This window comes from Halorubrum shenae (assembly GCF_051194165.1).
GTDB lineage: Archaea > Halobacteriota > Halobacteria > Halobacteriales > Haloferacaceae > Halorubrum.
This window is the reverse complement of record NZ_JBLZNI010000008.1, coordinates 59,690-75,805: the sequence shown is the minus strand read 5'-3', so window position 1 is coordinate 75,805 and position 16,116 is coordinate 59,690. Positions and strand designations below refer to the sequence as shown.

14 protein-coding genes and 2 pseudogenes are annotated in these 16,116 nt (G+C 60.5%); 10 read left to right on the top strand and 6 right to left on the bottom strand.

The window, feature by feature from the left end; all coding sequences use genetic code 11:
* Positions 1–60 precede the first annotated feature (60 nt).
* Positions 61–507 carry a UPF0179 family protein gene (locus ACNS88_RS11145; protein WP_200531097.1) on the top strand — a complete coding sequence of 149 codons (447 nt, stop codon included), beginning with the start codon at positions 61–63 and terminating at the stop codon, positions 505–507.
* A gap of 24 nt (positions 508–531) precedes the next feature.
* Here ACNS88_RS11145 and ACNS88_RS11140 read toward each other — a convergent pair whose 3' ends face one another.
* Complete coding sequence (locus ACNS88_RS11140; protein ID WP_435097313.1) at positions 532–1,257, bottom strand: guanosine phosphorylase; 726 nt, start codon at positions 1,255–1,257, stop codon at positions 532–534.
* 268 nt (positions 1,258–1,525) lie between these two features.
* Here ACNS88_RS11140 and ACNS88_RS11135 point away from each other — a divergent pair, with 268 nt between their 5' ends.
* The 5 genes from ACNS88_RS11135 to ACNS88_RS11115 all read left to right on the top strand — a co-directional run bounded on the left by ACNS88_RS11135 (position 1,526) and on the right by ACNS88_RS11115 (position 6,576).
* Entirely contained in the window at positions 1,526–2,320 is a 795-nt protein-coding gene (locus ACNS88_RS11135) for an HpcH/HpaI aldolase family protein (RefSeq protein ID WP_435097310.1), read from the top strand.
* A 191-nt stretch (positions 2,321–2,511) separates the two neighbouring features.
* Entirely contained in the window at positions 2,512–2,709 is a 198-nt protein-coding gene (locus ACNS88_RS11130) for a hypothetical protein (RefSeq protein ID WP_435097307.1), read from the top strand.
* 136 nt (positions 2,710–2,845) lie between these two features.
* The gene (locus tag ACNS88_RS11125) at positions 2,846–4,354 is read left to right on the top strand and encodes an Ig-like domain-containing protein (protein ID WP_435097304.1); all 1,509 of its coding nucleotides are present in this window, start codon (positions 2,846–2,848) and stop codon (positions 4,352–4,354) included.
* Positions 4,355–4,642: 288 nt separating this feature from the next.
* Complete coding sequence (hmgB, locus tag ACNS88_RS11120; RefSeq protein ID WP_435097301.1) at positions 4,643–5,986, top strand: hydroxymethylglutaryl-CoA synthase; 1,344 nt, start codon at positions 4,643–4,645, stop codon at positions 5,984–5,986.
* A gap of 134 nt (positions 5,987–6,120) precedes the next feature.
* Positions 6,121–6,576, top strand: a complete 456-nt coding sequence (locus ACNS88_RS11115) for a 30S ribosomal protein S19e (RefSeq protein WP_435097298.1) — start codon at positions 6,121–6,123, stop codon at positions 6,574–6,576.
* A gap of 389 nt (positions 6,577–6,965) precedes the next feature.
* Here the strand turns inward: ACNS88_RS11115 and ACNS88_RS11110 are convergent.
* The 3 genes and pseudogenes from ACNS88_RS11110 to ACNS88_RS11105 form a co-directional block, all read right to left on the bottom strand.
* Positions 6,966–7,835: pseudogene (locus tag ACNS88_RS11110) on the bottom strand (transposase); the annotation flags it as partial.
* Positions 7,836–7,891: 56 nt separating this feature from the next.
* Positions 7,892–7,978 (bottom strand): annotated as a pseudogene (locus tag ACNS88_RS17660) (DUF7987 family protein); the annotation flags it as partial.
* A gap of 298 nt (positions 7,979–8,276) precedes the next feature.
* Positions 8,277–9,164: a DUF8172 family protein gene (locus ACNS88_RS11105; RefSeq protein ID WP_435097295.1), complete on the bottom strand. Its 888-nt coding sequence runs from the start codon at positions 9,162–9,164 to the stop codon at positions 8,277–8,279.
* A 731-nt stretch (positions 9,165–9,895) separates the two neighbouring features.
* On the opposite strand from ACNS88_RS11105, the gene ACNS88_RS11100 reads away from it, so the two are divergent.
* Complete coding sequence (locus ACNS88_RS11100) at positions 9,896–10,279, top strand: DUF7475 family protein (protein WP_435097292.1); 384 nt, start codon at positions 9,896–9,898, stop codon at positions 10,277–10,279.
* Between the two features lie 30 nt (positions 10,280–10,309).
* On the opposite strand, the gene ACNS88_RS11095 is transcribed toward ACNS88_RS11100, so the two are convergent.
* A complete protein-coding gene (locus ACNS88_RS11095; RefSeq protein ID WP_435097289.1) occupies positions 10,310–10,699 on the bottom strand; it encodes a CopG family ribbon-helix-helix protein in 390 nt (129 codons plus the stop codon).
* 106 nt (positions 10,700–10,805) lie between these two features.
* Between ACNS88_RS11095 and ACNS88_RS11090 the strand changes: the two genes are divergently transcribed.
* The gene (locus ACNS88_RS11090; RefSeq protein WP_435097286.1) at positions 10,806–11,645 is read left to right on the top strand and encodes a sulfite exporter TauE/SafE family protein; all 840 of its coding nucleotides are present in this window, start codon (positions 10,806–10,808) and stop codon (positions 11,643–11,645) included.
* A gap of 284 nt (positions 11,646–11,929) precedes the next feature.
* Here the strand turns inward: ACNS88_RS11090 and ppc are convergent, their stop codons facing one another.
* Positions 11,930–14,632 (bottom strand): phosphoenolpyruvate carboxylase, encoded by a 2,703-nt coding sequence (gene ppc / locus ACNS88_RS11085; protein ID WP_435097283.1) that lies wholly within the window; start codon positions 14,630–14,632, stop codon positions 11,930–11,932.
* A 196-nt stretch (positions 14,633–14,828) separates the two neighbouring features.
* Between ppc and ACNS88_RS11080 the strand changes: the two genes are divergently transcribed.
* Complete coding sequence (locus tag ACNS88_RS11080) at positions 14,829–15,671, top strand: ubiquinol-cytochrome c reductase iron-sulfur subunit (RefSeq protein WP_435097280.1); 843 nt, start codon at positions 14,829–14,831, stop codon at positions 15,669–15,671.
* 83 nt (positions 15,672–15,754) lie between these two features.
* Positions 15,755–16,093 carry a DUF8113 family protein gene (locus ACNS88_RS11075; protein WP_435097277.1) on the top strand — a complete coding sequence of 113 codons (339 nt, stop codon included), beginning with the start codon at positions 15,755–15,757 and terminating at the stop codon, positions 16,091–16,093.
* Positions 16,094–16,116: the final 23 nt, after the last annotated feature.

Here is a 16,116-nt window from a genome sequence, read left to right as displayed (position 1 = left end):
CGCCCGTCCCGTGCCTCGCGAGGCGGGACGCTTACGGACTCTCGGCGCGTCACCCCGGATATGACCACGGTCACGCTCATCGGCACGCGGCTCGCGGACACGGGCCGCGAGTTCGTCTATCAGGGGGAGTCGCCCGACTGCGAGGGGTGTCCCTACCGGAGCCAGTGTCTCAACCTCTCCGAGGGGACTCGGTACCGCGTGACCGGGATCCGCGAGAACGCGCAGACGCTCGACTGCGCCGTCCACGACGCGGGCGTCCGCGCGGTCGAGGTCGAGCCCGCGCCCGTCCCCGCGAACGTCCCGTCGAAGCAGGCGTACGCCGGCGGGCGAGTCTCGCTCGCCGGTCCGTGCCCGCACACCGAGTGCCCGAGCCACGGGTACTGCGTCCCCGACGGCGCCGACTTCGACGACGAGCGCGTGATCGATCAGGTGCTCGGCGAGCCCCCGCACGACACCTGCGCGCTCGACCGCGACCTGACGCTGGTGGAGTTCCGAGCGGAAGAGTAACGGACCGATTCTCGGAATCAGCGCCTACAGCGCGGTGACCGCGTTCAGCGTGATCCGAATCGCGCGTTCGACGTTGTCCTTGGCTTTCTCCGGCAGCTCGTCGTCCGAGTCCGCGCCCTTCTGGCTGCCCGCGACGAGGTTGCCGTCGACGGTGCAGATCGCGCCGGCGCGCAGCCCCTTCCGGCGCGCGAGCGCGAAGACGGTCGCCGCCTCCATCTCGATCGCGAGCAGGTTCGCGTCGTTCCACTCCTCGACGTACTCGTCGCTCTCGTTGTAGAAGGCGTCGTCGGAGACGATCGGCCCGACGTGGATCTCCTCGTCGTTGTCCTCGGCGGCGCCGACGAGTTCGGTGAGCGCGTCGTAGTCGGGGACCGCGGGGTACACTTCATCTTCGTACCGCTTGCTCGTCCCCTCCTCCTTGGCTGCGCCGGTCGCGACCACCATGTCGCCGACCTCCATGTCGGCCTGCAGGGCGCCGCAGGTGCCACACCGGAGGAACGTCTCGACGCCGACCCGCGAGAGCTCCTCGACCGCGATGGCGGCCGACGGGCAGCCGATCCCGGTCGAGCAGATGGTGAGGTCGGTCCCCTCGTAGCTCGCGTTGACGATCTTGTACTCGCGGTTCTGCGCGACGAGTTCGCTATCGTCACACAGATCGGCGATTCGGTCGACGCGTCCCGGGTCGCCCGGGATGATCGCGATCTCGTGGACGTCGCCCTCCTCGACCAGCAGGTGCGGCTGTTTCGCCATACGCGCCGAGACAGCGGCCGCGCGCAAAAACGGACCGGTCGGGCGGCGGGAACGACACGCAACCCCGGGAGATAGTGCGACGTCCGCTTTCCATCCGGATCTGATAGCGTCAACGCTTTCGACTAGATTATCCGCTTCGAATCGGGTGACTCTGTTCCCCTTCGGATCGCTGGGTGGAGCACTCTGACACGCCGGTAACAGGGGATTACTCCCGCCATACGCGAGTACGGTATGTATAACAATTCGCCCGAGTCCCGTCCAGTAGTTTGTGACCGCTTCCCAACCCACTAACGACCTCGCCGCGACTCTCGACGGCGGAGACGTCGCACTCGGAGTGCTCGACAACACGTACAGCCCAACGCTCGTGGAGTTCTACGGCGAACTCGGCGTCGATTTCGTCTGGTTAGACTTCGAACACGGTGGCCCGGACCCGTGGGACGGGGGCCAGTTGGAAGACCTGCTCCGCGCGGGCGAACGGACGGATATAGAGTTACTTATCCGGCTCCCCGACACGGACCCGACGCTCGTCCGGAAAGCGCTGGACCTCGGTGCGAGAAACGTGTTCCTTCCGCGCGTGGAAACCGCCGACGAAGTCCGAGAGGGAGTTCGCTCCGCTCGGTTTCGCTACGATGGCGGCCCCGGCGATCGGGGACTGGCCTCGCCCCGGGCGTCTCGCTGGGGGCTTGCCGATGAGTACGTCGCCACCGAGGACAGAGAGACCCTCGTCGGTGTGACCATCGAGACCGAGGCGTCCGTCGAGAACGTGGACGACATTCTCGCGGTCCCGGAGCTGGGATTCGTCTTCATCGGCCCGTTCGACCTCTCGGTGTCGCTCGGCCACCCGGGTGAAATCGATCATCCGGAGGTAGAGGAGGCCGTCGAGACGGTTCGATCGAAGGCCGTCGATGCGGGTGTCCCCGTTGCTGGCCTCGGGTTCGGGATGGACGACGTGAACGAAAAAGCGGGGAACGGCTACCAGATGCTGAACCTCGGGAGCACGACCGGGGCGCTCGAACAGACCGTTAGCGGCTGGTTCGACGCCTACGAACAGGACGACGCCTGAATCGCGTCCATATCCTAGAGGCGCCATCTCCTCAGTCTGCGTGATCGGAATGCGGGCCAGCGAGTTCTCGTATTTAATATCGCGAAATGAGATTTATGTTACGTTCTGGTCGACTGAGCTGGTGGCCTCGACGACCCCACCGATGTCGTCCGATCGGCCGGTTTATCGCTCTCGCACGCCAGATCCGGGATATGACTGACTCCGACGGATCCACCGTCTCTCTCGCGTCGTCGCTCGGTGCGCTGCTGGTCACGTTCCTCTTCATCACCCCGGTCGCGGGGACGCTGCTCGGGTTCAACTGGACGCAGGCCGTGTTGCTCGGGGGGTTCGCCGCCTCCGTCTCCGTTCTGTCGGCGTGGTTGACGGCGCGGCGGGTCGACGGCGACTGACTCTCGGTGACTGCGACGCCGATCGCGACCGCACGAGTGGTTATCGCGACTGAGACCCTGGACGGAGGATTTTATACCCGTCCGGCGTCGATATCTCCTAATGCGCTTCAGTCGCGACCGTCGAGGCCAGTCGGTCGTGGTCGGGACGGTGATCCTGTTCGGGTTCCTGATTCTGGCGCTCTCGTTGTATCAGGTCCAGGTGGTGCCGCAGGAGAACAGCGACATCGAGTTCGAGCACAGCCAGCAAATCGAAGGCGAGTTCCTGGACTTGCGAAACGCAGTCTTGAGCGCGAGTCGGACTGGTGCCGGTCGATCGACATCAGTGAAACTCGGAACGCGGTACCCTCAGCGAACGTTCGCGCTGAATCCCCCGCCGGCCTCGGGTCAGCTGTCGACGACCGACCCGCGTGAGTTGCGTATCGAGAACGCAACGGTCGAAGGCGACGGAAATGTCGTCGTATACTGGAACAACCGGACCGAAACGGACGGAGCAATCGCGTTCGACACGCGTTCGCTGCGGTACTCGCCCCGGTACCACGAGTTCCGGGACGGTCCCGATCTCGTGTACGAGCACTCGCTCGTCGTCGCCGAGTTCGAGAATACGGTCCTCTCTCGGACCGGGCAGACCGTGGTAGACAGCGACAACCGGATCCGGCTGACCGCGCTGAACGGGACCGTGGACGAGTCCGGCATCGAACGGACGAGTCTGGACCCGGAGACGCTCTCGCAGAGCCGGCGCTCGGTGACGCTAAACTCGACCGGAACCGGCCCGATCGTCCTCGAACTGCCGACCGACGTGTCGACGGAGCGGGCCGGGGATCTCGAGTCGGCGTGGCGCGACGGGCTTGCGGAAGACGATGCGAACGTTGAGGACGTCACCGTCGCGGGCGGCACGGTTCGAGTCGAACTAAATGGGACCGAGAGCTACCGGCTTGAACTTGGGAAGGTCGGACTGGGGACCGGCACAAGCGCGCCGGACGAGTCGACAGGGTACATAACAAACGTCTCGTCAACTGACGGTGTCGCCGTCGCCGAAGTTCGAGACCGGTTCAACAATCCGGTTGTGGGTGCCGAGGTCGAAGTCGACGTCGAGAATAACGGGACAGCCGACGCAACCCTTTCGACCGACGAATCGGGCCGTGTGGAGTACGAGGTAGACGCAGTCCGCGACGTCGAATTCCATATCAACGAGTTTGAGGACGTGGACCGGCCTTGGGAATCGGTCCTCTTTGCCGACCTCGGTGCCGCAGGCGGTGTGGGTGGAGGAGAATCAGAAGCCAACCCTAACGTCAATGGAGTTGTATTTGAGGGGGCTGAGAAAGTTAACAATGGATGGAATCTTGAATTTACCAATACTGGTGACACAGAGCAGAATATCACCCAATTTAGACTGAACTATTACAACTCGAATAACCAAGGTGGTCAGGTCACCGATGGAGATGTTCGCGATGGATCTGCTGCAGGCCTCGTCCCGTTCGACGTAGGAGGAGATCGTGTACCTCTTGATCCTCCTGTGTCCTTGTCAGCAGCCGAGACCAAAGACTTGGAAATTAGGGGTATGCAAAAGGCCAATAAAAATGATTGGTTCATTGTAACACTCGATTACGACGACGGCACCAGAGCACAATATTTTGTATCAGCCTAGTATCTTAAATCTGCAATTTTGTCACTAATTCACTAGTATAAGTACACACGTTTGCTAATTCGAGCGTATAGCTACCACAAAGTCAAACTGATAAACTAAGATCCGAAGTGATTGAATACTACCCAGTGATACGTTTTGCTTAAACCGACTGCAATCACGCGAAGTAGATCAGTAATTACGATAACTTCGACACTGACCAGCCGCGTAAACAGTTCACCGCAAATACTTCCACGATCGACGTAACCCACCATCGACAAAGCCATATGCCGGCCGTCTGAACGACCGTGTATGACCGAAGTCGGCATCGACGCCGTCGAAATTTGGACCGGAAACCTCAAGCTCGACTTACCGGGCACGTTCGCGCCGGAGAAGGGCGACGACCCGGAGAAGTACACGAAGGGGCTCGGGCTCAACAACTCCTCGTTCCCGGACGTGTACGAGGACATCGTCACGATGGGCGCGAACGCCGCGAAGGGGCTGATGGACCGCAAAGGGCTCGTTCCGTCGGACATCGGCCGAATCGACGTCGCCACGGAGTCGGCGTTCGACCACTCGAAACCGGTGTCGACGTACATCGCGGGCTGTCTCGAACAGGTGTACGACGGCGACTTCACCCACGCCAACAAGGGCGAGCGCAAATTCGCCTGCCTGGCGGGCACGCAGGCGATCGACGACGCCTACAACTGGATCCGAGCGGGACGGAACCGCGGTCGCCCGGCGATCGTTATCACCACGGACACCGCGCTGTACGCCCGCGGAGACCCGGGCGAGGCGACGCAGGGCGCCGGCGCCGTCGCGATGCTGATCGACGAGGACCCCTCGGTCGTCGCGCTCTCGACGGACCAAGGGTACGGCTCGAAAGACGAGACGGACTTTCTGAAGCCGAACCAGCAGTTCCCGAGCGTGGACGGGAAACGCTCGGTGCAGGTGTACCTCTCCCGGATGCGCGAGGCCCTCGAAGACTACGAGTCTGTCACCGACGACATCGAACTCGACGACTTCGTGTACGCCCCGTTCCACACGCCGTTCCCGGGGATGGTCCGGAAGGCGGCGCTGCTGGCGTACCGACACGTCATCCGCGACACGGAGCATGAGGACGCGCTCGCCGGCGAGATCGGCCGGCAGCCTCGCGAGGGCGACTACGCGGACCGCGAGGCCTACGAGGAGGCCATCCGCGACTACATGGACAAGCTGAAGACGACCGAGCAGTACCAGACGTGGTACGACACCGCCGTGGAGCCGACGCTCGGGCTCTCGCGGGAGGTCGGCAACTGGTACACGAGCTCGGTCCACATCGCGCGCATCAGCGCGCTGCGGGACGCGCTGACCCGTGACCGCTCGTTCGTGGACGACACGCTGCTCGTCGCCTCCTACGGCTCCGGCGCACAGGCGGAGATCCACGCGGAGACGATTCGTGAGGGATGGCGCGAGGAGATCGAAGAACTCGACATCGACGACCGGCTCGCGGCCCGCTACGACCTCACGTGGGAAGAGTACGAGGACGTCCACGACGTCCACGAGTACGACATGGACGTCGAACGCGAGATCGAGGAGTTCACACAGCCCGAGGCGGAGTTCGTCTTCACCGGCTGGGGCCGGATGAACGAGCGAAAGTACGAGTACGTCGAGTAGCTGTTCGGAGCGTCGACGACGAGAGTTTTCGCTCCTGATTCCGGTTCTATGGCTCCGCTGCCCCGTGAAAACGGGTCACACGACGTTTCTCGAATACGATGGGTTTAAACGACGTTAGGCTGAAAAACACTGCAATGGTAACCATCTACGACGTGCCGGCCGACGCCCTCATCGAGGAGGTCGCCGCACGACTCGAGGACCGGATCGACGAGCCCGACTGGGTCGAGTTCGCTAAGAGCGGCGCCGGTAAAGAGCTCCCGCCGGAACAGGAGGACTTCTGGTACGTGCGCTCCGCCAGCCTCCTCCGGAAGGTCGCCCAGAACGAGCCGATCGGCATCGAGCGGCTCGCCACCGAGTACGGCTCGAAGAAGCGCGGCTCGAACCGCTACTCCGTCCGCCCGGGCGAACACGAGGGCGGCTCCCGCAACCTCATCCGCACGTCGCTCCAGGCCCTCGAAGACGACGGGCTCGTGATGACCGCCGCCGGCGAGGGCCGTCGGCTCTCCGACGAGGGCGAAGCGTTCCTCTCCGAGGTCGCCACCGACGTCTTCGACGACCTCGACCGACCGGAACTCGAACGCTACGCGTAGATCGAGGATTCGCTTTTTGTGCGTCTCGTTCGCTCCTTGAGCCGCAGCTCTGCGGTGTGTTCCGTCTAATTCCGCGATGGTCGACGGCTCAGCGGTTCTGCTCTTGTGTCGACGCTCAGCGACGATCATCTCTCGTCCGGCGGCATATATCGAGTATCGCTATATAGAATTGGCGGGTCTCGGAGATTACCGTTTCGGAGGATAGCCAGAAATAGATAGGTTTCCGGGATTGGAGGACCCGAAGAAAGGGTCTCAAAGCAGTTCACTCACTAGTAGCATGATATCTCCAAGAGAATCTGGAGAGTAAACGAAGAAACGACCGAAATTTCCTCTGAAGTGGCAGTATTGCCACTCATAGCCGTCACGAGAATCGGGTTCTCAGCTAAGCACTACCCGTACGGCAGAAGTGCTGATGAGACCAACTCCGTCGTCTCTCCGGCTGTAAGGACTGGTGGTCAATCGAATACTCCGTCCTCGAGTCCACCGACTTCTGCTTTTAACAGGAAATCTGTCATCCGCCAGATATTGTGCAACAACGCACCGAACACGAAGTAGAACAACCTGACGCGGTAGTCCTTGGAAGATGTCTTAGCGAGGAACTCGTGTTTGATCGATTTGTATTCACTCTCAATCTGCCAGCGCGAACTGTATCTCCGACTGAGCGACTTTGCCTCAGCTGGACCGACGTCGACGTTCGTTGCGAACACACTTGTCCCATCGCTGTTCTTTGATGGAACGTACAGGAATCGCATCGAGTGGGACCCATTCTTGAGATGGACACTGCTCTTCTCAACAGCAACTTCCTGCCCGTCGTTATTCATTCGTTCAATGGCCTCCTTTTCAGGCCCATTGACTCGTGTCGAGATGAGATAATCCACATTCAGGTTCGACAGTGTCTGAAGGACATGGTTTGAATCGAACTCCGCGTCACAGAGAACCATCTCGATATCGACGTGTTCACGCGCCCGCTGAATAAGCCGTCGCACCGTCCTATGTATCCGATTTGATGGATTCTCGTCCCACGCAGAACTCTCGCGAACAGGCTCTACTTCGAGGATGAAGGGAATGTTTCTGCCGACGATCGTGAGAGTCGCGTACTTGAACACATGACCTTCACCATTAGTATCGCCACTCACCATCGGCATTCCTTCCACTTGGCCATAGTAGGGAACCTTCGTGATGTCGATCGCGACCGTTGCGGGTTCTCGAAACCCGGACTCGGCCCCGGTAAGCGAGAGTAGTCGTCCAGAGGCTTCATCGTCATCGGAGTAATGACAGCCACCAATATTAGAAGGCCTATCCTCACTTTGTCCGGGAGTTCGGTAAAATAGAACGTAGCTGTGTGGAGAGCAAATCCTACGAGCACGAAGACTACGATTATTTTGTTTTCTCGTGAAACCATACTCTGTCTTGAAGTGTAAGATGAATAAATATACTGGCTCCCTGTCTGATTAAACGACGAGCGCCCTATACCGCACTCTTCAGCGACCGGCTGTTTCAGACGATAATATCTCTGAAGAAGAGGATTTCAACGGAAACGATAGAGCGCAAATATCAGCACTAGATTTATCCCGCTTCACGGACTTCCTTCCAGTATGAGTCTTGAAGAGACAGTTGACTACCTCGCTGAAGAACTTGACCTTGAGCGGAGTGAACACGTCCGTGAGGTCGGCCAGTCGGTCGCCGAGCTTCGCGACTGATCAGAACATTTCTCTGAAGTCTCGTTCGACGAGTCCGTCCTCCAGATACGTGATGAACTCTTGTTTCGTTGGTCCTTGACGATCGAGCAGATCATCCCGTTCTGCACGTTGGAGGATTGCCTGAGCGAAGTCCGTACAGTGGGACTCGTGCTGCCCGGCGTACTCTGAGAGGGCTTCTCGCCAGTGCATATCCAGTTCGAATTCGGACAATCGAATTTGGATCCCGTCTTTCCGCTCGACGAGGTCGACGTCCAACTCTTTGAGCTGCTTGAAACGAAGGTTGTTCCGACGAACAGTAATGAGCCGCTTGGAATCAACGATGTAGGGATCGACCCATTCTCGCCAGGTATCGTCGTCGACGTGTGTTCGTGGCATCTCAAAACCCGGCTCTACGCTCTCAATACAGAATTGTAGCATCGCGATGCCAGTTCGATGATTCGCATTCGGGAGAGAGTGCCGGAGAATCAAATTCGACATCACTTCCCCAGCGACGTTCGGAAGTGGTGCTCCCCAGGACACGTGATCGAGTGCCTGCTGGATCTTTTGCGGTTCGAACTCTTTGTAGAGCCGGAACTCATCTTCATCTCGAACATCGACAGCGGCTTCGAGCAGCTCCACTAATCGGAATGCGACAACTTGCCCAGCACGAGGGAGGTCACGGATGCGTCCGCTCAGCCATTCCTGATCGAAGTCGATGTCTTGGGCAGATTCGATCTCTGAATCGCCTTCGTAGAGCACATAGATCGGTGTTTCAAAGGGGTACCGGACGAGCTTCGTCGACTCGTTGGATTGCTCTCGCTGAGATCGGAGCTCTGCTAAGGATGCAGAGCTATATTTGAGTGAGAAATTCTCGGCCTGTGGGTGGTGATAGAAGACGCGCCGAGCCATCTCGGTGTGTATTCGTGGGAAGTAGGTAAAGCAGTCCCGCTTTTTATTGACTTGCCTGTTGAGATCCTCAGTTAGTGATACGTGTTGACCCGGTCGCGGTCAATACAGACCAAGTAGATGACAAGCCAGCAGAGAATTAGTTTGTTTGTTTATCGCGGTTCGTTTGTAATCTTGGATACATCCAAACCCAGATGGTCACCAGAAACACACAGCTGAATAGCCAGATAGGGTCAGTAAATTTGTCACGGAGAAACACAGAGGGCGTTTGTCCGAGTATAAATGCCCCAAAAGCGCCGACAGCTACGAGGCCTGTCACAAATACACTAACAAAAATAATCTTGTCACGTCTAAAATTGTATCTATAAATGACAATTAACCAAATGCCGTCGGAGATTAAGCTTCGTCTCTATCGCTGTTTTCACTCAGTCATCTAGTCGGTGACGACGGCGATTAATACGCACATTCTCTCAACAAATAACTATCTCTAATAGCTGTGAAAATAAGTTACGCATCAAACACATCCTCCGAGATTGTGGGAGATCGGGTGACCTCAACGCATAACCAGTATCGATCGACCGGAGCTGCTGTGCGGATACTATTTTTCCGAGCAAAGACGGACCTATGGCCAGATGCTGCAACAGCAGAATTGCGGCTTATGGGCGTCGTATGATGACACTATGAGTTAGATAATAACAGTCCTTATCACCCAACCAATACAGGTTAGTATTGTAGTGAAAGCACAAAATAATTCAGCAACTCGGATCGGGTCGCTCACCCAGATTCAATGGTTGGCAGTTGTACTGATTGTGATTACTGGCGTCTTGCACGTGTATGCTGGTGTCATCGAGGGACGGATTCCTGTTGCGCTGGCAGGCGTTGGCTACGCCGGCGCACTTATGCTCTTTTTCTTAGACTATCGGCGGCGACTGCTCTACTTAGTTGGGATCCCGTATACGGCTGTCCAGATCCCGCTCTGGCTCGTGGTCAAGTCGGAGTACGGGATTGTCGACTACGTCGACAAGGCGGTTCAGGTCGTCTTGATCCTCGTGTTGGTCTATCTCTACTTGAACACGCCGTCCGAGCCGAGCAAAAACACGGCAACAACAGCAGACTGAGTGAGCGGATCAACAAAGCGTGGGCCGCTCTCAGTTGTCTCGAATCACCATAATTTTCACTCGGTTCACCCCGTCGAAGTCACGAAGTCGGTAGGTCAGCTCTCGAACCCGTTCGCCTGCTCCCTGGCAAAATAAGGACTCGAGACACCATTCCCCCTGGTGTGTGTGACTCGTGTTGAGAATCACGTCTTGGTGCTCGTGTTGGACGGCGTGGAGTTCTCCGATCACTTCGTGATGACGGTAGTCAAACGCGACGAGTGCGATAACGTCGTCGCTGAGGTCTTCGAGTCGAGAATGCGATTCAATGTACTCCTGTATCGCTTCCCGGACGGCCCGAGACCGATTGTCCAGTCCCTCGTCCTGCCAGACCTGATCGAACTCGTCAACCACCGCATCGGGGATATTGAAACTCGTTCGCATACGGTCATATCCGGTATCCGGACACAAGAGTCCCGAGTATGACGGTTCCCCTGATCAGGTATTAACAACCGTTATTCGGCGTTCTTGCCGAGTTCAGGGTACGATGATGGTACCAGGAGACGCTTTCGGCTTGTTTCTCGGTGCGGTCGCACTTGGGGCCGTCCACGGGGTCGAACCTGGTCATGGGTGGCCTGTTGCCGCCTCGTATGCGTTGGATCAGACAAACAAGTGGCTCTACGGCTTTGCTGCGAGTTTCATCCTCGGTGTCGGGCACCTCATCAGTAGCATCGCGATGGTTGGCGTGTTCTTCTACGCGAAATCCTATTTCAGTCTCACTCAAATCAACGAGCCACTCACGATTCTCAGAGGGATCCAAATAGGTGGCCCGGTCAGTCTGGTTGCTGGCGTACTACTGATCGGTCTTGGGATCCGAGAGTACCGCCACGACCACTCGCATAACAGTCCCGATGGGAACCACTCCCACCCGCACGAGAGTCCCGACTACGAGTCGACGAAACACACATCACACGACCACGGCCACGGAGATACCCACGACCACCTCGATTCACAGGACGACGAGAGACTCGGCTCTCGCCTGAAGCGCACACTTCCGTTCTTCGAGGGATACTCACATACACACGAGAGTTCCGATGATGTCGCCGAGCGGGGATTGTTCGGAATCGCTTGGTTCGCCTTCCTGCTCGGGTTCGCTCACGAGGAAGAGTTCGAGATTATCGCCCTATGTGCCGGGTCGAACTACTGTCTTGAACTGATGAGTGCATACGCGATTACCGTTATTATCGGCATCGTGGGACTGACGATGCTGTTGGTTGCGGGCTATCAGCACCATGAGGAGACAGTTAAACAGTATCGGCCGTACGTACCGGTCTTCTCGGCTGGAGTCCTCATCATCATGGGCGTTGGATTCATCATCGGTGTGTTCTGAAGGTATTTCGATCCCAGAGAACGAGGATTCAGATCTCACTTGATGGCAGAGGGCCCGAGTGCCTTCTCGAAGGACGCTGAACCCGTCGAAGAGGGCGGTATACGGTGGTTCCCGACTCCGGTGGTCGGGGAACCCTACGGTGTCGCCACCGCCCGCAGCGACGCCACCGGGCAGGAGGTGCGGAACCGCCTCCGTTGGTATTGTCGTATCGACGTCGATGAAGAAGTCGCACGGAAAACCGTCGGACTCCTCGCGGCGGCGGACGGCCGTGTGGGGGCGCCGAACTACCCCGTGTTCTTCATCCCGGCGGCGATGCCGTTGACAGTGAGCCGGAGGGTCCGCTCCTCTTCTTCGGTTCGGTGGGTGCGCCCGAGCAGGTTCGCCTGCAGCAGGTTCAGCGGGTCGACGTAGGGGTTCCGCCGGTCGAGACTTTCTTCGAGCCACTCGCGCCGGATCAGCTCGTCGCGGCCGCTGATCGCCAAGACGAGTTCGCGGCCGCGCTCGTACTCGCCGACCAGCTCGGGGAAGAAGCGCTCACGGAGCTCGTCGTCCGCGAGGTCGGCGTACTCGGCGGCGATCTCCGGTTCAGTGCGGGCGAGCGCGAGCGCAGCGTTGTTCAGGGTGGTACGGAAGAACGGCCACTCTTCGTACATCTCTTGGAGAGTCTCGAAGCCCTCCTCCTCGCCGACCTCGTCGAGGTAGGCGTCGAGGCCGGACGCGAGCGAGTACCACCCCGGGAGGATGAGCCGGGTCTGGGTCCACGAGAACACCCACGGGATCGCTCGGAGGTCCTCGACGGTGCGCTCGCCGGAGCGCGAGGCGGGACGCGACCCGAGGTTGAGGTTCTCGACGACGGAGATGGGCGTCGCCTGCCCGAAGTAGGTGACGAATCCGTCGGTGTTCAACAGATCGCGGTACGTCTCCCGGGCGGCGGGCGCCATCGTCTCCATCGCGTCCACCCAGCGCTCGGGCACGTCCTCGGTGGGCTCCTCGTTGGCTTCCTGACGCGCGCGTATCTGCGCGTCGAGCATCTGTTCGAGCTCTCGTTCGGCGATCCGCGGGTTGGCGTACTTCTCGGCGATCGCCTCGCCCTGCTCGGTGAACTTCACCTGTCCCGTGACGGTCTCGTTGGGGAGCGCGAGCAGCGCCTCGTTCATCGGGCCGCCGCCCCGCGAGATGGAGCCGCCGCGCCCGTGGAACAGCCGGAGGGTGACATCCTCTTCGCGGCAGAACCGCGCGATCTGACGCTGGTTCTCGTAGAGGTCCCAGTTCGCGGCGAGGAACCCGTTCTCCTTGTTGGAGTCGGAGTAGCCCAGCATTACTTCTTGAACCTCCCCGCGGACCTCCAGGGACGTCGCGTACGCCTCGTTGTCGAACAGCTCGCCGAGGATACGCTCGGCGCCGTTGAGCGCGGACTCGGTCTCTAACAGGGGGACCACGTCGACTCCGGAGTGGTCCGGTAGCGAGACGACGCCGACCTGATCGGCCAAGAAGAGCACTTCGAGCACGTGGCTCGGCTCTTCCGTCATCGAGATGCAGTAGGTGTCGATCGCCTGCGCGCCGTACTCGTCCTGCCACTCGGCGAACTCCTCGAACCGGCGAAGCACTTGCTCGGTGATCTCGGAGACGTCGCCGGGCTCATCGATGTCGATGACCGGATCGTCCTGTAAGATCGCCTCGGTGAGAAACTCCTGGCGGGCGTCCTCGTCCATCTCACGGTAGTCGACGCCCTCGACGGCGACCGCCTCGGCGACCGTCTTGGTGTGGTTTTCGCGGTGGTCGCGGAGGTCCAGCGACGCGAGCGTGAACCCGAACGTGTCCACCTGGCGGCGGAGCGGCTCGACGAACGACTCGCAGACCGTGTCCTGTCCGTCGGCCACCAGCGAGTCGGCGATCACGTTAAGATCCGCGAGGAACGCGTCGCCGTCGGGGTACTCGCCGGGCCGTACGTCGTCGACGCGGTCGAGCCGCTCGCGCATGAGCCGGAGCTTCTGGCGGTACGGCTCGTCGGGGTACCGCGCGCGCGCCTCCTCGACGACCGTCGGGAACCGCTCGGTGTCGGCCGCCAGCGATTCCGCGAGCCGATCGTTATCCGCGTAGCGCTCACCGTCTTGGCTCAGTACGGCCGAGAGCCGCTTGCACTGGTCGCGGTACTTTTCGACGGCGACCTCGCGTTGGCGTGCCAGCGTCTCGTCGGTGACCTCGGGCGTGACGAACGGGTTGCCGTCGCGGTCGGAGCCCGCCCACGAGCGGAACTCGAAGAGCTTGGGGCAATCGATATCGTCGTACTCCTTCGAGATGGTTTCCTCGAACTCCTCGTAGGCGTCGCCCACGACGTCGAAGAGGGTGTTCTCTAAGTACCACTGAACGTTGCGCGCCTCGTCTTCCGGCTCCGGGCTGCGCTGGCGTACCTGTCGAGTGCCCCAGAGGCTTGTCACCTCGGCGGTGATGTCGCGCCAGATCGCGTTGCGCTCGCGCTCGGTGAGGTTGCGCTCGTCGAGCGCACCGAGGTGGTTACCGATCGACCGGAGCTTCGCCTTCACGGTGGCCCGCCGAGCCTCGGTGGGGTGGGCGGTGAACGTCGGCTCGATGAGCACGTCCGACAACAGCTGTCGGAGCTCGTCGGGCCCGACGCCGGTCTCGGCAAACTCGGCGATCGTGGCGTCGAAAGAGTCGTGAAGCGCTCCCTCCTCGTCGGCGTCCCGGATGGCGCGGACCCGCTCGCGCTCCTCGGCGAGGTTGATCAGCTCGAAGTAGGTCGTGAACGCGCGGGCGACGATTTCCTCCCGGCTCGTCGACAGCCCCTTGACGGACTCGTGGAGGGCGTTCCGGTTCGTTGCATCGCCGTGTCGGTATCTGATCGCTGCGTTACGGAGATCCTCAACAGTCTCGTACGCTTCGGTGGAGGCCTGTGTAGAGAGGACGTCCCCGACGAGCGCGCCGAGCTCGCGGGCATCCGTCCGCACGTCTCGATTGTGCAACACCATACCACAGATACAGCCGTCGGGACGGGTTAAAACCGATGCCTGAACGAAGGTTTGCCTCAGTTTCGAGTAAACGTCTTGATCGATCGTTTGGCATCACGCTGACTGTTCAGGCCGCTGTCGTGTCGGCGATCGCTTCTGTTCCCGCTTGGGTGGAGGGTTCGTCACCCTTTTTACCGGCCCAGCCCGAACATCGAGTATGAGTCAGTCCGACAAGTATCCGGCCGAGTCCGGCCGGCGGCGCTTCGTGAAAGGCGTCGTCGGCGGCGCGGCCCTCGCCGGGGTCGGTGCGATGGGGTCGGCGACGGTGAACACCCTGACAACCGCCGGCGGGGTCGGCGGCGGGGCAACGGTCGCGACGACCATTGCCAAGACCGGTGGCCCGGCGCCGCGCGGTCTCCCGCAGATCCCGCTTCGGGTGACCGACGACGGGTTTATCGAAGGCATCTGGCCCGAAACGCAGACTGTCACGCAGGAGGGACAAGAGGTCCAGGTCGCACAGGAGCAGCTCGGCGGCCGGACGTACACCGGCGCGTGGTTCCAGTACTGCGGCGTCGAGTCCCAAGAGAACATCTCTCCGGACTTCGAGTCTGACAACCTCTTCCGCGCCGCGCCCGGCAAGTACGACTGGCAGGACGAGACGTACGACGCGGGCGACAAGATCCACATCGACGACTTCGACAACTACGCCGAGTGGGGCAACGGAATCGGCGACGACGGCGTCGGGAAGCCGGCGTCCGTCACGTGGCGCTCCCAAGACGCCGACACCAACCTGAACGCGATCGTGATCCGCTCGCCGCGGATCGAAGAGGCAGTCGAGAACTCGGACGACGAGTGGCTCGAAGCGTCTACCGACCAGGCGTTCATCGCGTACCTCAACGTCTGTACGCACTTCTGCTGTATCCCCGACTACAAGGTGCTCGAAGAGTCGGCCCGATACGACGCCGAGAATGGGAGCTACTGCGTCTGTCACCAGTCCGTGTACGACCCGTTCACCCTCGAAGAGGCGCTGTTTATCGCTCGCCCGCGTCCGGACGAGTAACCAGCAGACTCCGCGGAGCCGTCGGACAGCCTCGCGTTCCGACGGGCGCCGCGCTTTTCTCTCCGCTTCGCGTACGGGACTTCATGAGCGACGACCAGGGTCCCGCAGACGAATCGACGGCCGACGACGACGCGTTCGCCGCGGAGATCGACCGCGCCCGCGACCTCCTCGACGGCGAGGACATCGAGGCGGTTCACGTCGGCGTCGTTCGGGACGGTGAGATCGATACCACCTTCGCGCAGCGGGGCGACGGCGACGCGGAGAACGAGGGACTCCGGGCGCTCGCGCTGCTGGCCGCGCACGTCAGACTGGTGGCGAACGAAGCGGGCGTCGAAGCCTCCACCGTCGCGGGCGACGCGGCGACGCTCGCGGGACAGGTCGAGCAAATTCCGGCCAACACCGGTGACCTCCCCGAGGAGTAGGCGGCGGGCGTGAAAGCGAGTCG

Excerpts from the sequence above, each read along its gene's own strand:
- ACNS88_RS11145 (WP_200531097.1), top strand. The coding sequence starts at position 61 with ATGACCACGGTCACGCTCATCGGCACGCGGCTCGCGGACACGGGCCGC.
- ACNS88_RS11140 (WP_435097313.1), bottom strand. The coding sequence starts at position 1,257 with ATGGCGAAACAGCCGCACCTGCTGGTCGAGGAGGGCGACGTCCACGAG.
- ACNS88_RS11130 (WP_435097307.1), top strand. The coding sequence starts at position 2,512 with ATGACTGACTCCGACGGATCCACCGTCTCTCTCGCGTCGTCGCTCGGT.
- hmgB (WP_435097301.1), top strand. The coding sequence starts at position 4,643 with ATGACCGAAGTCGGCATCGACGCCGTCGAAATTTGGACCGGAAACCTC.
- ACNS88_RS11115 (WP_435097298.1), top strand. The coding sequence starts at position 6,121 with ATGGTAACCATCTACGACGTGCCGGCCGACGCCCTCATCGAGGAGGTC.
- ACNS88_RS11105 (WP_435097295.1), bottom strand. The coding sequence starts at position 9,164 with ATGGCTCGGCGCGTCTTCTATCACCACCCACAGGCCGAGAATTTCTCA.
- ACNS88_RS11095 (WP_435097289.1), bottom strand. The coding sequence starts at position 10,699 with ATGCGAACGAGTTTCAATATCCCCGATGCGGTGGTTGACGAGTTCGAT.
- ACNS88_RS11090 (WP_435097286.1), top strand. The coding sequence starts at position 10,806 with ATGGTACCAGGAGACGCTTTCGGCTTGTTTCTCGGTGCGGTCGCACTT.
- ppc (WP_435097283.1), bottom strand. The coding sequence starts at position 14,632 with ATGGTGTTGCACAATCGAGACGTGCGGACGGATGCCCGCGAGCTCGGC.
- ACNS88_RS11080 (WP_435097280.1), top strand. The coding sequence starts at position 14,829 with ATGAGTCAGTCCGACAAGTATCCGGCCGAGTCCGGCCGGCGGCGCTTC.
- ACNS88_RS11075 (WP_435097277.1), top strand. The coding sequence starts at position 15,755 with ATGAGCGACGACCAGGGTCCCGCAGACGAATCGACGGCCGACGACGAC.